The following is a 17,122-nucleotide window of genomic DNA, read 5'->3' on the forward strand; positions in this document are numbered from 1 at the left end:
TTGCATCGTACAATATGTAGTGCGAACTTGAGAGAAAGGTGGAAAAATTGCAGCAGTATGCTATTGGTCAACGTTGGCTATCAGACACAGAAACTGAACTCGGTTTAGGTGTGCTTATTGATGTAGATGAAAGATCTGTCAGCATTTTATTCCCCAAAAGTGATGAGACACGTGTCTATGCACGTAACAATGCTCCACTATCTCGTATCATCTTTAACACAAATGATGAAGTTCAAGATCAAGAAGGCAAGAAGTGGATTGTTGAGTCTGTTGAAGACCGACATGGTGTTTTACGTTACAACGTGGTTCGCACCTTAGAAAATGGCGAGCAAGATCGTAAAGCGCTGAATGAAACACGTATCGGTGCACAAATTCAATTGTCGAAACCTTTGGATCGTTTGCTTGCAAGTCAGGTCGACTATAAAGAGTGGTATGACCTGCGTATTGAAGCGATGCTTATGCAAGCACAAATGCAGAATAGCCCTCTGCGTGGTATGGTTGGGGCGCGTGTTGGTTTAATTCCACATCAGCTTTATATCGCACATGAAGTTGGTAAACGTTTTGCACCTCGTGTTTTACTTGCCGATGAAGTGGGTTTGGGTAAAACAATTGAAGCTGGCTTAATTATCCATCAACAGCTTAAAACCGGTCGCTCAGAACGAATTCTTATTTTAGTCCCTGATTCTTTACAGTATCAGTGGATGATTGAAATGCGCCGTCGTTTTAACTTGCAATTCTCTCTGTTTGATTTAACACGTACCGCATCTATTAAAGAACATGATCCAGAACTTAACCCGTTCTTGACTGAGCAATGCATTATTGCCAGCGTTGACTTAATGGTTGACCATGATGATTTGCGTGAGCAAGCCATAGAAGCTGGCTTCGATTTGCTGGTGGTCGATGAAGCACATCATTTGATGTGGAGCGAAGAAGAAGGCGGTAATGATCGCTACGATTTAATTGAAGAGCTTGCTGAAAATACGGCTGGGGTGTTATTGCTTACCGCAACACCTGAACAGCTTGGTGTGGAAAGTCATTTTGCACGTTTACGTTTACTTGATCCGCAGCGTTTTAGCAGTTTAGAGCGCTTCTTAGATGAAGAAACTCAATACCAGCAGACTGCAAAAATTGCTGAAGTACTCATGTCTGATCAGCCTTTAGCTCCAGAGCATTTATCTGTTTTAGAAGGCTTATTAGGTCATAGTATTGAAGACCAGCCGGACCAACGCTTTAGAGCAATTCACGAATTATTAGACCGTCACGGTACAGGTCGTATTTTATTCCGTAATACGCGTGAAGCAATTCAAGGCTTCCCAGGGCGTGATTGTCAACCAGCACCATTACCAGCACCAGAAGATTGGTCAAAAGATGGGAAACTGCGTGAGCAAATGTGGCCGGAAGAAGCACAACTTGATGGTTCATGGATGCAAAATGACCCACGTGTGCTATGGGTAATGGAAATTCTGCGCAAAGATCTCAAGCATAAAAAAGTGCTTTTAATTGCGCGTAGTGGGCCAGTTGTTGAAGCTCTAGAAAATGTATTGCGTTTGCATGCAGGCATTCGTACTGCAATGTTCCATGAAGGCATGAGCTTACTTGAACGTGACCAAGCGGCTGCGTATTTTGCTGAAGAAAGCTATGGTGCACAAATTCTCTTGTGTTCGGAAATTGGTTCGGAAGGCCGTAATTTCCAATTTGCCAGTGATCTAATTTTATTTGATCTGCCAGCTAATCCAGATGTTTTAGAGCAACGTATCGGACGTCTAGACCGTATTGGTCAAGAAAACCGTATTCAGATTCATGTGCCATATCTTGTTGGAACAGCTCAAGAGCGTATGTTCCGTTGGTACAATGAAGCACTTAATATTTTCAGTAATATTTCTCCAACAGCGCAAACGCTGCAAGAGAATTTTATTGTTGAATTAAAAGACTGTTTGCTTGCAGACCAAGGTCAAACATTTGAAGATTTACTTGAAGAAGTGAATGTTCAACGTCAAGCTTTAGAAGCTGAACTTCAAGCAGGCCGAGATCGTTTACTTGAATATAACTCATGTCGTCCTATCGTGGCGCAAGAGATTGTTCAGGCACTTGAAGATTATGATGACAATACAACGCTACCAATGTTTGTGAAGCGTTTCATGTCTTCAACTAATATTGACTTTGATGAGCAAAGTAACGGTACTGTAATTATTCGTCCAACAGACCAAATGCAAGTGCAAGGTTTGGCGCTAGACGAAGAAGGCATGACCGCTACGTTCTATCGCGATCAGGCTCAGCTTCGTGAAGATGCTCAATATTTAACTTTAGAGCATCCATTCATTGAAAGTGTGATGGAAATGATCCGTACGCAATCATTTGGTAGTACCAATGTTGCTGTACTCAAATCTAATGCGTTAAAGCAGGGTTCAGTATTAATTGAAGTATGGTTTAAAGTCGATGTAGTTGCGCCTAAGGCGTTGAACTTACCATCGAGCTTGCCTAAGCAATTAATTCGTGTGCTATTAAGCGAAACTGGTCAAGATTTGTCTGAAAAAATTGATCCAGCAATTTTGAAACCATATTTACATCACTTAGATGGAAATAGCTGTCGTCAAGTGGTTAAAGCTCGCCGTGATATCATTGAAGAACGTTATAAACAAGCGTTGGATATCGCGAAAGTTGATTTACCTCAGCTTCAACAGCAAGCAAAAGAACACTATGGCAATAAATGGCAATATGAAATTGACCGTTTAACTTATCTAAAACAGTTCAACCCAAGTATTCGTCAAGATGAAATTGACCGTTTACAAAAGCTGCAAAAAGAAGGCTTGAGCTTGCTTGATGGTTTAACTGTTACACCAGAAGCAATTCAAGTATTAGTTGTGGTTAAGCCATAATTAACTTCAAATAAAAAAAGCGCCTAGAGGGCGCTTTTTTTATACATCGATTTTGAATTAGATGAGACCAGCATCTTTAAGTTCTAATTTTAAATATGCATAGAAAATTGGAGCTGCGATTAGACCACCTAAGCCAAAAATTGACTCAAATACCAGCATTGCTAATAAAATTTCCCATGCATTTGCATTGATTTTATGCCCAATAATTTTAGCATTAATAAAATATTCAAGTTTATGAACCAGAACGAGATAAAGTAATGCTGCACCTGCGAGTCCAAGTGAAACAGTAAGAGCAGCAATGAACGTCAATGTATTGGAAATAAGATTACCTAAAATTGGAATCAATCCAAACATGAAGGTCAAAATAGTAAGCGTTTTGGCAAAAGGAAGATGCACTCCCCAAAGCGGTAATAAAACAAAAGCAAATAAAATAAAGAGCAGCGTATTAATTGCTGAAATTTTTATCTGTGCAAAAACAACATTTTTAAATGAAATTGATAGTTTCTGAATACGTTGAATCAGAAGAGATTTAAAAACAGGTTGGGGTGTACGGCGGTGAAAACCATGTATAGCTACCAAAATACCGATAATGAGGCCCATAACCATCGTCACGAAATTATGTAAGATATCTGAACTGGTATTTTTCAATATGGTCACGTTATCTTTCATAAACGCGAAAATTTCATCTTTTAATTCTGTCACGCTATCTGGAATATAACCTGGAAGATATTTGCTAATTTCAGCTTGTAAGTGCAGTAGTGTCTGATCGACTTTACTGTTGATATTATGGATGCCTACACCTTTTAAATCATGAACTACAAAGCTAATTAAACTTGTAAAGAAAAAGGCAATGAGTGAGATCGTAATAATACTTAATAAAATACTAATGAAAATACGGGCTCTTTGACCATCAATGTAACGTTCAACAACCGAACTCAAGCTAATAATAATTTCATAAATAAGGAAGCCTGCAAAAAAACTGGCTAATAGATGTAATGGGATAACCGAAAGCAAAAAGATGCCCATAAGAATGTAGCTTGCAATCAGACTTTGACGATTATTCAAATTTTGCATGTTGATCCCTGAGATCGTTGGGAATATAGGAGAAAGAGCAAATGGAATAATTATTTATACTCTCGCAAGCTATTCGCTTCAATCGGTGAATTATATTTTTATTGGAAAATAGAGGAGTTAGATGTAAAAATGGCCTGTTGATCAACAAGCCATCTATTAGATAATTTTAACGAATCTTGGCTTCATCCAAATGACGAGCACCTTCTAAAATCATTCGAATCATAATCATGGTTTGCTCAGCCACTTCTGCACGCTGATTAATTGGAAGATCAATCACTTTGGCACCCATGTGAAACACAAGTTGAGTAATTGCTTTTGCAACGAGTTCAGGGTGGTACAGATGATTGTTATTTAAACGCTCCAGACGAATTAAATCTTCTTGTAGTTCTTGCTGAAAGAAGTTTAATTGACGATCAACAGCAGCTTTATAAGAAGTAGAACCTGTAAAACCTTCGCGTAGTAATAAACTTAAATTACCTTCATCGGCATCGAGCTGCTGAAGAAAAATATCGACAGAACTGCGAATAATACTTTCTTGCAAGGAAGCACGTAGGCGAGCCTGTCGGATAATTTTACGTAAGACGATACCTGCACGGTCAATTAAAGAAATTGCTAATTCATCAATATCTTTAAAGTGTCGATAGAAACTATTTGGCGCAATGCCAGCTTCTCGTGCTACTTCACGTAAACTTAATGAAGCAATACTCTTTTGTGGGCCAATCAGATTGAGAGCAGCCTGAAAAAGTTCTTCTTTAGTAATTGTCGCTTTTCTTCCCACAGAACGCGTAGCTGTTTTAATTTCAATGACATCTTGTTGTTGAGGTGTGTCATTCAGGTTCTGAGAAAGTGAAGATTGGGTCATGCTGTTCAATATATTTATAAACTCTCAGGATTATAGCCTTAGAAGCTGAACTTGTGAAATTGTAATTAAAAGTACGTGTGTATATACAAATATATATACATGTGTATAATAATTAAAAAAGAGCGACAGAGCCTCAGTTATGCAAGCAATCGAAAAGAGAAATTCTCTATTCAATTCATTGACACAAGCCATCTTTGATAAAGAAATGGCTAATTTCTGGCTACAAAAAGTTAATCCTTTATGGTCTGTAAAACATGGCCTTGTTCAAATTGTAAAAAAAGAATTTGTCGCTCACGACATGGTGAGCTTGACGCTAAAATGTAACCGCTTAGTGAAAATGGGCGTTGCAGGCCAGCATCATCCTGTAATTGTAGAAATTGCTGGTCGTCGCTATGAACGTACTTATAGTTTGACGCAAATTGACGAACAACATTTACGTTTAACGATTAAAAAAGTGGCTGATGGTATTGTCAGTAACTGGTTTATGACTGAAAGCCAAATTGGTGATGTTTTTGAGCTTGGTCAGCCTTATGGCGACATGCAACAAAATATCAAAACACCAAAATTAATTATGCTAGCTGCAGGTAGTGGTATTACCCCAATGTTGAGCTTAATCACTGCAATTAAACAAAGCCAGCAGTTAGATAAAGTTCAAGTACAGCTTTTATATTGGGTAAAGCAACGCTCAGATGCAGCTTTTGTTGAATACTTTGAAAAAGTTGCACAGCAATTTCCAAATTTTAGTTATCAGGTTTTCTATACACAAGAAACACCAAATGATGAACGTTTAAATGCAGAGCATTTAGCATTAGTAGGCGATTTGGAAAATAGCACCATATATGCATGTGGACCTTCTGGTTTCGTTTCAACAGTGGAACAGCTTTTTGAAAAAGCACCGACTGTATTAACGGAAGCTTTTAGCTTAACGCGTGATAGTACGGCTGAAGTTGGTTATGTAAATGTCACATTAACCCAGTCTAATAAGGTTATTGCAATTCCAAAAGGCGAATCAATTTTGGTGAGTCTTGAACATGAAGGACTTAAGCCAACACATGGCTGCCGTATGGGAATTTGTAATAAGTGCGTTTGTAGTAAAGCTCAAGGTTCTACACGTAACTTACTCAACGGTAGTGAAAATACCGAACCAAGCCAATTACTCAAAATTTGTGTGAACTCAGCACAATCTGATCTAGTTATTGATCTTTAAGAGAGAACTTTTATGAATATGCCAGTGAAAGTCGAATATTTTAAAAATCCTAAAAATCGCGATTTGACTCCAGCAGAACTTGACGCATTTGCAAAAGAGCTTGATCAGATCAAACAAGAAGTATTGGATGATTTGGGTGAAAAAGACGCTAAATATATCCGCCGTGTCTATGCAGCAGTTCGCTACAGTAGTTTTTTAGGCCGAGCATGTTTGTTTGCAGGTTGGTTCCCACCAGCATGGATTTTAGGAACAGGTCTATTAGGCTTTTCTAAAATTATGGAAAACATGGAACTTGGTCATAACGTTATGCATGGCCAATACGACTGGATGAACGATCCTAAATTTAATGGTCAAACTTACGAATGGGATACTGTCGGTACTTCTGATAACTGGCGTCAAACGCATAACTATAAACATCACACATATACCAACATTAAAGGTATCGATGATGATATTGGTTATGGTTTACTTCGTTTATTCCCAGAGCAACGTTGGAAGCCTGGTTTCTTGCTTCAACCCGTTTATAGCATTCCATTTTGCTTATTGTTCCAGTGGGGCGTAGCGATTCAGAACCTTGAAATTGGTCGCGTTCTTTATAAGCGTAAGAGCATGGCAAAATTCTTGGAAGAATTAAAACCAGTAAATAAAAAGATTGGTACCCAGCTTTTCAAAGATTACGTTTTTTTCCCATTAATTGCAGGACCAGCGGCATTACCTGTATTGACAGGAAACTTGGTTGCGAATGGTCTTCGTAATATCTGGACGTTTACGATTATTTTCTGTGGTCACTTTACTAAAGATGCAGAAGTATTTCCAAAGTCTGTTTTACAGGAAGAAAGCCGTGGTCACTGGTATATGCGCCAGATTCGTGGTTCTTCAAACTTAAAAGGTTCAGAAGCATTACATATCTTAAGCGGACATTTGAGCCATCAAATCGAGCATCATTTATATCCTGATGTTCCTGCGCGCCGTTATCGCCAAATGGCTCCAAAAGTTGAAGCTGTATGTAAAAAATATGGTCTAAATTATAACAACGCGAGTCTAGCTAAACAGTTTGGACAGGTTGTCGGCCGAATCTTTAAATATGCTTTACCGTTTAAAAAATAAGATATTACTTTAACCCCGAAACGCACTACTGATTTTCAGGAGTGCGTTTTTTTATGGTTAGCACTAGCATGAATAAGTAAGAGGAACATTATTGAATATCCCCCATTGGTCAAACTGCTTTAAAGATAATGAAATTTCTTTTTCTATATCATTTTCATCTAATTGATTTGCATTAAAAACAACATGAGGTGTATGCCAGTTTAATCCGCATCGGCATGCAGTAGCTTTTAAAGGTGCCATGAGCTCATCTAGGGTGAAGCCATTTTGTCCTTGTTTTTGATATGCCGAATTCAAATTGCCAACCGTAACATGTAGGTAAATTGATTTACCTTCAATATTCTGACCTTCCTGTTCATAAAAAAGATAAAACATCCGCGTTAAAACCGCATCCATCCAAGTTTTGAAAATCGGAGGAACTGAATACCAATAGATAGGGAACTGGAAAATGATGTGTGAAGCAGAGATTAGACGTTGGGCTTCAATTGCGCCGTCTTTCATTATATCTAGAGATCCATTATATAACTCTTGAATATCAACAATATCGATTTGGTTTCGAAGCTTTAATGCTTGAACCAAAGCACGATTAACCTTGGACTGATTTAAATCGGGATGAAAGACCAGTAAAAGTGGCTTATTCATAGTATGTCTCCTTAATTTCTAAGATGAGTAATCAGATGCATAAACAATATTCACATCATAAAAAAAGCAGACCTATAATAAAATTAACTAAATTAATTGAGCAGATGAAAGAATTTTGATGAACAAACAGACTTCTTGGGATGATCAGAAATTCTTTTTAGTGGTTTTAGAAGAGGGGAGTTTCTCGGCAGCCGCTCGTAAATTAGGCGTTACTCAACCCACTGTTCGAACACGTATAGAACAGCTTGAAAACCAGTTGGGAACTGTTTTGTTTAGTCGTTCTGTTCATGGCTTGAAACCGACAGAACATGCTCTAGCTCTTGAACTTCCAGTTCGGGCTATGCAACGTGCTTCTGACCATTTTATGCGTACAGCAAGTGCTCCTCTAAATCTAATTGCAGGCAGTGTACGAGTGAGTGTATCGGAGTTCTTGGGCACGCTTGTTCTGCCTCAAATGCTCACAAAATTCCGTTCACTTTACCCAGAAGTTAATATCGAAATATCTTTAAACAATGCTTCTGCCAACTTACTAGAGCAAGAGGTTGATCTGGCAATCAGGATGTATCCTCCTGTTCAGGAAGCGCTTGTAGCCAAAAAGGTTGGTGAGGTGCCATTGGGTCTATATGCACATCGAGATTATATACAGCGTAAAGGTTTTCCCATCTCTCTAGCAGATTTAAGTCAGCATGATCTGATAGGACCCGAGCGTAATCTTCTTGAAAGAGAAATGATGAGGATTTTTCTACCTGAAATAAGAAATGAACAATTCAAAATACGCACCGATAGTCATCCTGCACAGTTCTCAGCAGTTAAAGCTGCTTTAGGAGTAGGTTTTATTCAGTGTCCTATAGCAAATCAATGTCCAGAGCTTGTACAGCTACTTCCAGATTTAGAGGTTCATCGATATGATCTATGGCTGGTGATACATGAAGACTTTAGACAAATTCCAAAAATCAGAGCGCTTTTTGATTATTTGGCTCAAGCTTTTGCAGAGTATTTAGATGGGGAAATTTAGTTAATAAAAAGCCCAAGCAATCAGGTGCTTGGGCCGGAAAAGGTAATTTATTTAAACTGAATTGAACCGTTTGCATTCACAGTAATTTTAGACTCCCCAGCTGCCATGTCTTGAGCTGGTGCAGCTTCCGCCATAGCAAACTTAGCCATACTTGCTCTCATTACAGGCTGAGGGAAATAATTGTTGGTATTTAAGTTTAAGTTAACGAGCGTGTATTGGCTTTTATTCCATGCTTGAGTCAACATTTGAGCACGTTGTTGAAAGTTTTTAGATGCTTCAACCATCAAGTCATTTTCAACTTTTTTACGTTGCTCATCTGAAACCGTAAAATTAATCGATTGAGTTTGGAAGCTTTGTTGCAATTCATTGACTAACTGGCTTGCTGCTTTAAAGTCTTTACTTTCTAGACGGATTTCAGCGCGGCCACGCCATTCTTTTAGCTTATTACTGTCGTTATCGTAAATTGGGTAAGTGCTTTGAGCACCAGTTTCCACTTTAACTTGCGGATATTTACGAGAAACGGCAAGTGCCTGATTCATCAATTGATTAATCTGATTTGAAAGTTCGGCTGGTTGCTTGTTACTTTTTTCAATATATAAAGTTGCGTGCATTTCATCATTAGAAACTTGACGAGAAGCTTCAGCTTGTACATTCACAATATTATAGTTCAAAGCATTATCATCCTGAGCAAAAACTAAAGGGCTAAGGAGAGAACCTAAAAGAAAGGTTGAGACAGCTAAAGTACGCATAATTTTTTCCTTTAAAAATTAATATAAATTTAATTTTTTTCATTAAGAAATGTTAAACATAAGTTATGCATAACTTTTGCAGATTTTGTGGCGTATTTGTAATATTTAGATCAGTTTTTTTAAATTTTGGTAAATATAAAATCTTTTAAAAATAAAAACTTAAAAATAAAGTGTGTCAATGTAACTTAAAAAATCAAAGTAATATAAAAAAAGAATATTTTCTTTAGGTTGTCACATAGTATGATGATAATTCATCTTAACTATTGGGATGATACATTTTTTCAATAAGATTAGATGAGTAAAGTACATAAAAGACGTTTTTTTTCTTGTAAAATTAGGTATCATCGCGCTCCTAGTTACAAGATATAAAATAAGTGTCTTTACTAGTTCTATAAAGCACCGAGTCAAAGGACCAATCGTCACCAGACTTATTTCTTTCTACCCCTATCAGAGATGGTAATCCGATATGAGCGTTACTTCCGTTAACCCTGCCACTAATGCTACTAACGAATATTATTTGACTCGCCAAAGTCAAATGGAATCAAATGTTCGTAGCTATCCACGTAAATTACCGTTAGCGATAGCGAAAGCACAAGGGTGCTGGGTTACTGATGTTGAAGGTACAGAGTACCTTGATTGTTTAGCTGGGGCAGGTACATTGGCTTTAGGTCATAATCATCCTGCGGTGATTCAAAGTATTCAAGATACATTGGCAAGTGGTTTGCCATTGCATACTTTAGACTTAACCACACCTTTAAAAGATGCATTCACTGAAGCATTGTTAGCATATTTACCTGGTGGTAAAGAAGAATACTGCTTGCAGTTCTGTGGTCCTGCTGGTGCAGACGCAACTGAAGCAGCAATTAAACTTGCTAAGACTTACACTGGCCGTAGTTCAGTAATCAGTTTCTCTGGCGGTTACCATGGTATGACTCATGGTGCACTTGCTATGACTGGTAACTTAAGTGCAAAAAATGCAGTTAACGGTTTAATGCCAGGCGTACAATTCATGCCATATCCGCATGAATACCGCTGCCCACTTGGTTTAGGTGGTGAAGCTGGTGTTGATGCTTTAACTTACTTCTTTGAAAATTTTATCGAAGATGTTGAAAGCGGTGTAACAAAACCGGCTGCTGTTATTCTTGAAGCGATTCAAGGCGAAGGCGGCGTAGTTACAGCTCCAGTAAAATGGTTGCAAAAAATCCGCGAAGTGACTGAAAAGCACAACATCGTTTTAATTTTAGACGAAGTTCAAGCTGGCTTTGCACGTTCAGGCAAAATGTTTGCATTTGAACATGCAGGTATTGAACCTGATGTTGTTGTAATGTCTAAAGCAGTAGGTGGTGGTTTACCACTTGCAGTATTAGGTATTAAACGTAAATTTGATGCTTGGCAGCCTGCTGGTCACACGGGTACTTTCCGTGGTAACCAACTTGCTATGGGCACAGGCCTTGTCGTATTAAAAACGATTACTGAACAAAATCTTGCTCAAAATGCGCAAGAACGTGGTGATTACTTACAAGCTGAATTTAAAAAATTAGCTCAAGAATTCCCATGTATCGGTAACGTACGTGGTCGCGGTTTAATGATCGGTGTTGAGATTGTTGACGAGCGTAAACCAGCTGATCGTATCGGTTCGCATCCTGCTGATTCACAATTAGCTGCTGCAATTCAAACTGCTTGTTTCAACAATAAACTATTGCTTGAAAAAGGCGGCCGTAACGGTACAGTAATTCGTTTACTTTGCCCGCTTATCATCACTCAAGAAGAGTGTGTTGAAGTAGTTGCTCGCTTTAAGAAAGCAATTGCAGAAGCATTGGTTGCAGTACGAGGCGCATAAGTATGGTGGATTTTGCAGAACATCGTAAAGCGTTACTCTGCAATGATGCACAATCCATTGCTGACTATGAGTCAGCAATGGGCGAAGCGGTAAAAGCCGTTTCAGCATGGTTGCAAAATGAAAAGATGTACACAGGCGGTAGTATTAAAGAATTGCGTTCAGCAATTTCTTTCCAACCTTCAAAAGAAGGTATGGGTGTACAAGAATCACTTCAACGTATGATTGAGCTTTTCTTAAATAAAAGCTTAAAAGTACATCATCCACATTCATTAGCGCATTTACACTGCCCAACCATGGTGATGAGCCAAATTGCGGAAGTGTTAATCAATGCAACTAACCAGTCTATGGACTCATGGGATCAAAGCCCAGCCGGTTCATTAATGGAAGTTCAGCTTATTGATTGGTTGCGTCAAAAAGTTGGTTATGGTTCTGGTCAGGCAGGTGTTTTCACTTCTGGCGGTACTCAATCTAACTTAATGGGTGTGTTACTTGCTCGTGACTGGTGCATTTCGAAAAACTGGAAAGACGAAAACGGTAATCCGTGGTCTGTACAGCGTGATGGTATTCCAGCTGAAGCAATGAAAAACGTCAAAGTTATTTGTTCTGAAAATGCGCATTTCTCTGTGCAAAAGAACATGGCAATGATGGGCATGGGCTTCCAGTCAGTTGTGACTGTTCCTGTGAATGAAAATGCGCAGATGGATGTAGATGCTCTCGAAAAAACGATGGCGCATTTGCAATCAGAAGGCAAAGTTGTTGCTTGTGTCGTTGCGACAGCAGGTACAACCGATGCTGGTGCAATTGACCCATTGAAGAAAATCCGTGAAATTACCAATAAATATGGTTCATGGATGCACATCGATGCGGCATGGGGCGGTGCATTAATTCTTTCAAATGACTACCGTGCAATGCTTGATGGTATTGAGTTATCTGACTCGATCACCCTTGACTTCCATAAGCATTATTTCCAAAGCATTAGCTGTGGTGCGTTCTTGCTGAAAGATGAAGCGAATTATCGCTTTATGCACTACGAAGCTGAATACTTGAACTCTGCTTATGATGAAGAGCATGGTGTACCAAACCTTGTTTCTAAGTCATTACAAACGACTCGTCGTTTTGATGCATTGAAATTGTGGATGACAATTGAATCACTAGGTGAAGACCTTTACGGTTCAATGATCGACCATGGTGTAAAACTTACTCGTGAAGTTGCAGATTACATCAAGGCAACTGATGGTTTAGAGCTTTTAGTTGAACCTCAGTTTGCTTCAGTATTGTTTCGTGTTGTGCCACAAGGCTATCCAGTTGAGTTTATCGATAGCTTGAACCAAAACGTAGCAGACGAATTGTTTGCACGTGGTGAAGCAAATATCGGTGTAACAAAAGTGGGTAATGTGCAGTCATTGAAAATGACCACATTAAGCCCAGTTGTGACATTCGAAAATGTTAAAAACCTTTTAGGTCAAGTATTGGCTGAAGCTGACCGCATTAAAGATGCGATTGCTTCTGGTAATTATGTACCACCAATCGACTAATTGAGTTGATAACGAAAAAAGCCCGGCTTCTTGCTGGGCTTTTTTATTACAGATTCTTTTATTCAAAATGTGTATGAGTAAATAAAAATATGCACAAACCATGCATATTTTTCAAAAACAAAAATAATTATGCATGATCTATCTTATGCAAATTTCTTATTGTATTGGTATGTCCCCAATATTTTTGGTCACATTGATATATCAATATCGTACTTACTTGAAATCATCCCGTTTTAACTGAAAAAAGTAAGTGGCTGTAATTACAATTAAGACAAGGAAGAAGAAATGCAACAAGTTAATGTGCTTAATGAATTTAAACTGATTATTAACGGTCAATCTTGTTCAGGTGAACAGGGTGAACTAGAAGTTATTAACCCTGCTACAGGTCTAACTGCAGCACGCTGTGCAAAAGCATCGGTTGAGCAAGTAAATCAAGCAGTAAGTGCAGCTAAACAAGCATCTAAAGCTTGGCAACAAGTTTCACACGAAGAGCGTAAGTCAATCTTAAATAAAGTTGCAGATGGTATTGAAAAACACGCTGAAATGCTTGCAGAGCTGGTTGTGCTGGAGCAAGGTAAGCCACTGGCACTCGCGCAAATGGAAGTGCAGGGTGCAATTGGTTGGACTCGCTATGCCGCTGCTATGGATTTACCTGTTGAAGTGATTGAAGACAGTGAAACCAAGCGTATTGAGCGTCATCGCCAACCATTGGGTGTAGTGGCTTCAATTACTCCTTGGAATTGGCCACTGATGATTGCAGTTTGGCATATCATGCCTGCATTGCGTGCAGGTAACGTGGTCATTAGCAAACCTTCTGAATACACGCCACTCTCAACTTTGCGTTTATGTGAAATTATTCAACAAGAAGTTCCAGCAGGCGTAATCTCAATTGTGGTCGGTGCTGGTGAGATTGGCGAAGCACTCTCTTCACATCCAGATGTACAAAAAGTCGTGTTTACGGGTTCAACTCGAACAGGTCAACACATTATGGCTGGTGCAGCTCAACAGTTAAAACATTTAACATTGGAGCTTGGTGGTAATGACGCGGGTATTGTATTACCAGATGCAAATATCGATGAAATTGCAGCTAAGATTTTTAATATGGCGTTCTTAAATGCAGGCCAAACATGCGCGGCGTTAAAACGTTTATATGTCCATGAAAGTCAATATGAGGCTTTATCACAAAAGTTAGCAGACATTGCCAACGCTCAAGTTGTAGGTGATGGAATGGAATCTTCTACAACATTTGGTCCTGTGCAAAATCAAATGCAATATAACAAGGTGAAAACCCTTATTGCTGAAGCCATAGAGCAGGGTGCAAAAGCACTTTCTGGTCAGCAGCAGTTACCAGAGCAAGGCTACTTTATTGCTCCTACTATTTTGACTGAAGTTTCTGACTCTTGCCGTGTGGTCCAAGAAGAACAATTTGGTCCAGTATTACCTGTCTTAAAATATACAGATATCAAAGATGCAATTGCCCGTGCCAATGACAGCGAGTTTGGTTTAGGTGGTTCAATCTGGTCTTCTGATCTAAAAGCTGCTCAAACTTATGCTACACAGCTTCAATGCGGTACTGTTTGGATTAATACCCATGCAGAAGTCCTGCCTCATGCGCCTTTTGGGGGCTGGAAAATGTCAGGTTTAGGTGCTGAGTTTGGCTTAGAAGGTTTACTTGAAAATACGATCGGGCAAACAGTCCATATCAGTAAAGTCTAAATATTAATTTTAAGGCGGATGATAGATCCGCCTTTTTTATTTTTAAATTATCTTATTAAATACTAATCTGCTTAAGTCGTGTGATGGTAACCGTGACCTTTAGGTTTGATTAAAAAATGATTCTGTTCTTTGATTTTTTTTAGAACAATGTAAGACTTTATGTGACCAATAAAATTATAAGAAAGCAATCTTTCGGTTACAAATTGAGAAAGCTGTTCTAAGTTTTCAGCAACGACTTTTAAAATAAAATCCGCATCGCCACTAATTGAAAATGCATCTTGAATGTTATCTTCCGCTTCAATGAGTTCTTGAAATGCCTGCTGAGATTTTGCCTCATGTGTTCTTAAATTAATGTGAATCATCGCTGTAACTTCCAGTCCTAGCGCTTGTTGTTGGATGCGGGCTGTATAACCTAAAATTATGCCTTTTTGCTCAAGTAGCTGCCTTCTTCTAGAACATTGAGAAGCAGATAAACCGATTAAATCTCCAACTTCCTGATTGGTGAGCCGTCCATTCTTTTGTAGTGCCTGAATGATTTGCCAGTCGAACTTATCCATTGCATAAAATCCTTTTATGATACACAAATCATGTATTTTTATTAAAATGCGTTTTCATTATGCACGAAATCTAAAAGGTAGATGAAATATTATTTTTCTATGGAATAAAAATTGGTCTCAAAGGATATAGAGCAATGTTCATAGAAATCGGTGACTTTTTAAATCTTCGTTTAAAACAAATGGGTATCCAACATCTTTTTGGTGTACCTGGTGATTTTAACCTCTCATATCTCGAACAAGTTGAAGCAGATCCAGAACTCGAATTTATCGGAAATTGTAATGAATTGAATGCAGCCTATGCAGCTGATGGTTATGCACGAATTAACGGTTTTTCTGCCTTGGCAACTACTTATGGTGTAGGTGATTTAAGCGCGATTAATGGCATTGCAGGTGCATATGCAGAAAATGTACCTCTTATTCATATCTCAGGTATTCCGCCTTTACATGCAGTTCAAAAGGGAACTTTAATTCACCATACGCTTGTCGATGGTAACTACGACAATATTATGAACTGTATGAAAGAGTTCACAGTTGCTCAAACACGTTTAACTCCTGCAAATGCAGCTTTTGAAATTGATCGTGTATTGCGTCAGTGTTTCCTTGAACGTCGCCCTGTGCACATCCAGTTAGCGGGAGATATTACTCACGTTAAAATTGAAGTTACTGACCGTCCACTTGATTTAAGTTATCCATCTGTTGAGCCAGACTTATTGCAAAGTGTGGTAAGCAAACTTTGTGACATTTTGAACAATGCAAAAAGCCCAGCACTTCTTATTGATAATGAAGCTTCAGTTTTTGGTGTAACTTCACTTTTAAATGATTTATCTCAAAAATGCTCAATTCCATTTGCGGGTATGAATACTGCAAAAAATATTATGGATGAGGGCTCACCGCGTTACATCGGTACTTATGTGGGTGGGGCAAGCCAGCCACATGTTAAAAATATCATTGAACAATCTGACTGCTTAATTGGTATTGGCGCACGTTTTACCGACGTAGGTTCAGCTGTATTTACTCATCAAATTGCGACTAAGAACTATATCGAAATTAAATCTTATGGTCTGAATATTTTTGGTCAGGATTTTCCAGGCATTGAGATTGGACAATTACTTGTTGAGTTAAATAAAAAAGTTGCACCGCGTAAAGCGACTAAACCTGTTCTTGAAAAACAACCTCAGAAAGCCTTTGAAGCCCCAGCACAACAAAAGCTAAGCCAAGATGTACTTTGGAACTACATTTCAGGTTTCTTAAAAGAAGACGATGTGATTATTGGTGAAGTAGGAACTTCAAACTCAGCTTTGTCTGGTTTAAAACTTCCTGCTACAGCTAAATATATTGCTCAGCCGCTTTGGGGTTCAATCGGTTATACCTTGCCAGCTTTACTTGGTAGCTTATTGGCAGCTCCTGAACGCCGTCAAATTTTGTTTATTGGCGATGGTTCTTTCCAGCTTACGGTACAAGAGCTTTCTACAATTATCCGTCACGGTTTAAAACCTATTATTTTCTTGCTGAACAATGGCGGCTACACCATTGAGCGCTTAATTATGGGTGAAAACGCAGCTTATAACGACGTGCAAAACTGGAAATACACCGAAATTCCTGCGGTATTTAACGGTAAAAAAGGCCATACCACCTATGTAGTAGAAACCGCTGGGCAACTGAAGAGTGTTTTAGACAATGTTCATTTAAATGATCAGTTAACTTTTATTGAATTAAAACTACCAGCAATGGATGCACCAGTAAGTTTGAAAAAATTTGCTTCAGTCATCGCGCGTTTTGATTACGGCGATCGTGGCTACGAAATTTTAAAGGAGCGTTCCCAGCCTATTAAATGTAAGGATGCAAGCTCGTTTTAAATAGAAGATAGGACAAGTCTTCTTAAAATTAAATGGACTCATATTAAAGCAAACGTATTTCCGAAGGTCGGTTTCTGGCCTTCGGATAT

Annotated in this window: 13 protein-coding genes; 8 read left to right on the plus strand and 5 right to left on the minus strand. The window is 38.6% G+C overall.

The genetic code is table 11. From position 1 onward, the window contains the following. Positions 1–38 precede the first annotated feature (38 nt). Positions 39–2,876: an RNA polymerase-associated protein RapA gene (rapA, locus tag F968_RS04765; RefSeq protein ID WP_004790837.1), complete on the plus strand. Its 2,838-nt coding sequence runs from the start codon at positions 39–41 to the stop codon at positions 2,874–2,876. A 57-nt stretch (positions 2,877–2,933) separates the two neighbouring features. On the opposite strand, the gene F968_RS04770 is transcribed toward rapA, so the two are convergent. Both F968_RS04770 and fabR read right to left on the minus strand, forming a co-directional pair. Beyond that, positions 2,934–3,950 (minus strand): AI-2E family transporter, encoded by a 1,017-nt coding sequence (locus F968_RS04770; protein ID WP_004790840.1) that lies wholly within the window; start codon positions 3,948–3,950, stop codon positions 2,934–2,936. Between the two features lie 166 nt (positions 3,951–4,116). Beyond that, the gene (fabR, locus tag F968_RS04775) at positions 4,117–4,812 is read right to left on the minus strand and encodes an HTH-type transcriptional repressor FabR (RefSeq protein ID WP_004790842.1); all 696 of its coding nucleotides are present in this window, start codon (positions 4,810–4,812) and stop codon (positions 4,117–4,119) included. 139 nt (positions 4,813–4,951) lie between these two features. Between fabR and F968_RS04780 the strand changes: the two genes are divergently transcribed. Both F968_RS04780 and F968_RS04785 read left to right on the plus strand, forming a co-directional pair. Beyond that, on the plus strand, positions 4,952–6,019 hold the full coding sequence (locus F968_RS04780; protein ID WP_004790844.1) for a ferredoxin reductase: 1,068 nt from the start codon (positions 4,952–4,954) through the stop codon (positions 6,017–6,019). A gap of 12 nt (positions 6,020–6,031) precedes the next feature. Further along, on the plus strand, positions 6,032–7,126 hold the full coding sequence (locus F968_RS04785; protein ID WP_004790847.1) for a fatty acid desaturase family protein: 1,095 nt from the start codon (positions 6,032–6,034) through the stop codon (positions 7,124–7,126). A 63-nt stretch (positions 7,127–7,189) separates the two neighbouring features. On the opposite strand, the gene F968_RS04790 is transcribed toward F968_RS04785, so the two are convergent. Beyond that, entirely contained in the window at positions 7,190–7,765 is a 576-nt protein-coding gene (locus F968_RS04790; RefSeq protein WP_004790848.1) for an NAD(P)H-dependent oxidoreductase, read from the minus strand. A 118-nt stretch (positions 7,766–7,883) separates the two neighbouring features. On the opposite strand from F968_RS04790, the gene F968_RS04795 reads away from it, so the two are divergent. Further along, complete coding sequence (locus F968_RS04795) at positions 7,884–8,780, plus strand: LysR family transcriptional regulator (RefSeq protein WP_004790850.1); 897 nt, start codon at positions 7,884–7,886, stop codon at positions 8,778–8,780. A gap of 47 nt (positions 8,781–8,827) precedes the next feature. On the opposite strand, the gene F968_RS04800 is transcribed toward F968_RS04795, so the two are convergent. After that, positions 8,828–9,529 carry an SIMPL domain-containing protein gene (locus F968_RS04800; protein WP_004790852.1) on the minus strand — a complete coding sequence of 234 codons (702 nt, stop codon included), beginning with the start codon at positions 9,527–9,529 and terminating at the stop codon, positions 8,828–8,830. Positions 9,530–9,995: 466 nt separating this feature from the next. Between F968_RS04800 and F968_RS04805 the strand changes: the two genes are divergently transcribed. From F968_RS04805 to F968_RS04815, 3 genes are all read left to right on the plus strand, one after another. Next, entirely contained in the window at positions 9,996–11,369 is a 1,374-nt protein-coding gene (locus tag F968_RS04805; RefSeq protein ID WP_004790853.1) for a diaminobutyrate--2-oxoglutarate transaminase, read from the plus strand. A 2-nt stretch (positions 11,370–11,371) separates the two neighbouring features. Then, complete coding sequence (locus F968_RS04810; RefSeq protein WP_004790855.1) at positions 11,372–12,904, plus strand: pyridoxal phosphate-dependent decarboxylase family protein; 1,533 nt, start codon at positions 11,372–11,374, stop codon at positions 12,902–12,904. 285 nt (positions 12,905–13,189) lie between these two features. Next, the gene (locus F968_RS04815) at positions 13,190–14,620 is read left to right on the plus strand and encodes an aldehyde dehydrogenase family protein (RefSeq protein ID WP_004790857.1); all 1,431 of its coding nucleotides are present in this window, start codon (positions 13,190–13,192) and stop codon (positions 14,618–14,620) included. A 71-nt stretch (positions 14,621–14,691) separates the two neighbouring features. On the opposite strand, the gene F968_RS04820 is transcribed toward F968_RS04815, so the two are convergent. Next, positions 14,692–15,177 carry an Lrp/AsnC family transcriptional regulator gene (locus F968_RS04820; protein ID WP_004643588.1) on the minus strand — a complete coding sequence of 162 codons (486 nt, stop codon included), beginning with the start codon at positions 15,175–15,177 and terminating at the stop codon, positions 14,692–14,694. Positions 15,178–15,311: 134 nt separating this feature from the next. On the opposite strand from F968_RS04820, the gene F968_RS04825 reads away from it, so the two are divergent. Continuing rightward, positions 15,312–17,033 carry an alpha-keto acid decarboxylase family protein gene (locus tag F968_RS04825; protein ID WP_004790859.1) on the plus strand — a complete coding sequence of 574 codons (1,722 nt, stop codon included), beginning with the start codon at positions 15,312–15,314 and terminating at the stop codon, positions 17,031–17,033. Positions 17,034–17,122: the final 89 nt, after the last annotated feature.

The sequence above is a fragment of the Acinetobacter sp. NIPH 817 genome (genome assembly GCF_000368405.1).
In the GTDB taxonomy this organism is placed as follows: Bacteria; Pseudomonadota; Gammaproteobacteria; order Pseudomonadales; family Moraxellaceae; genus Acinetobacter.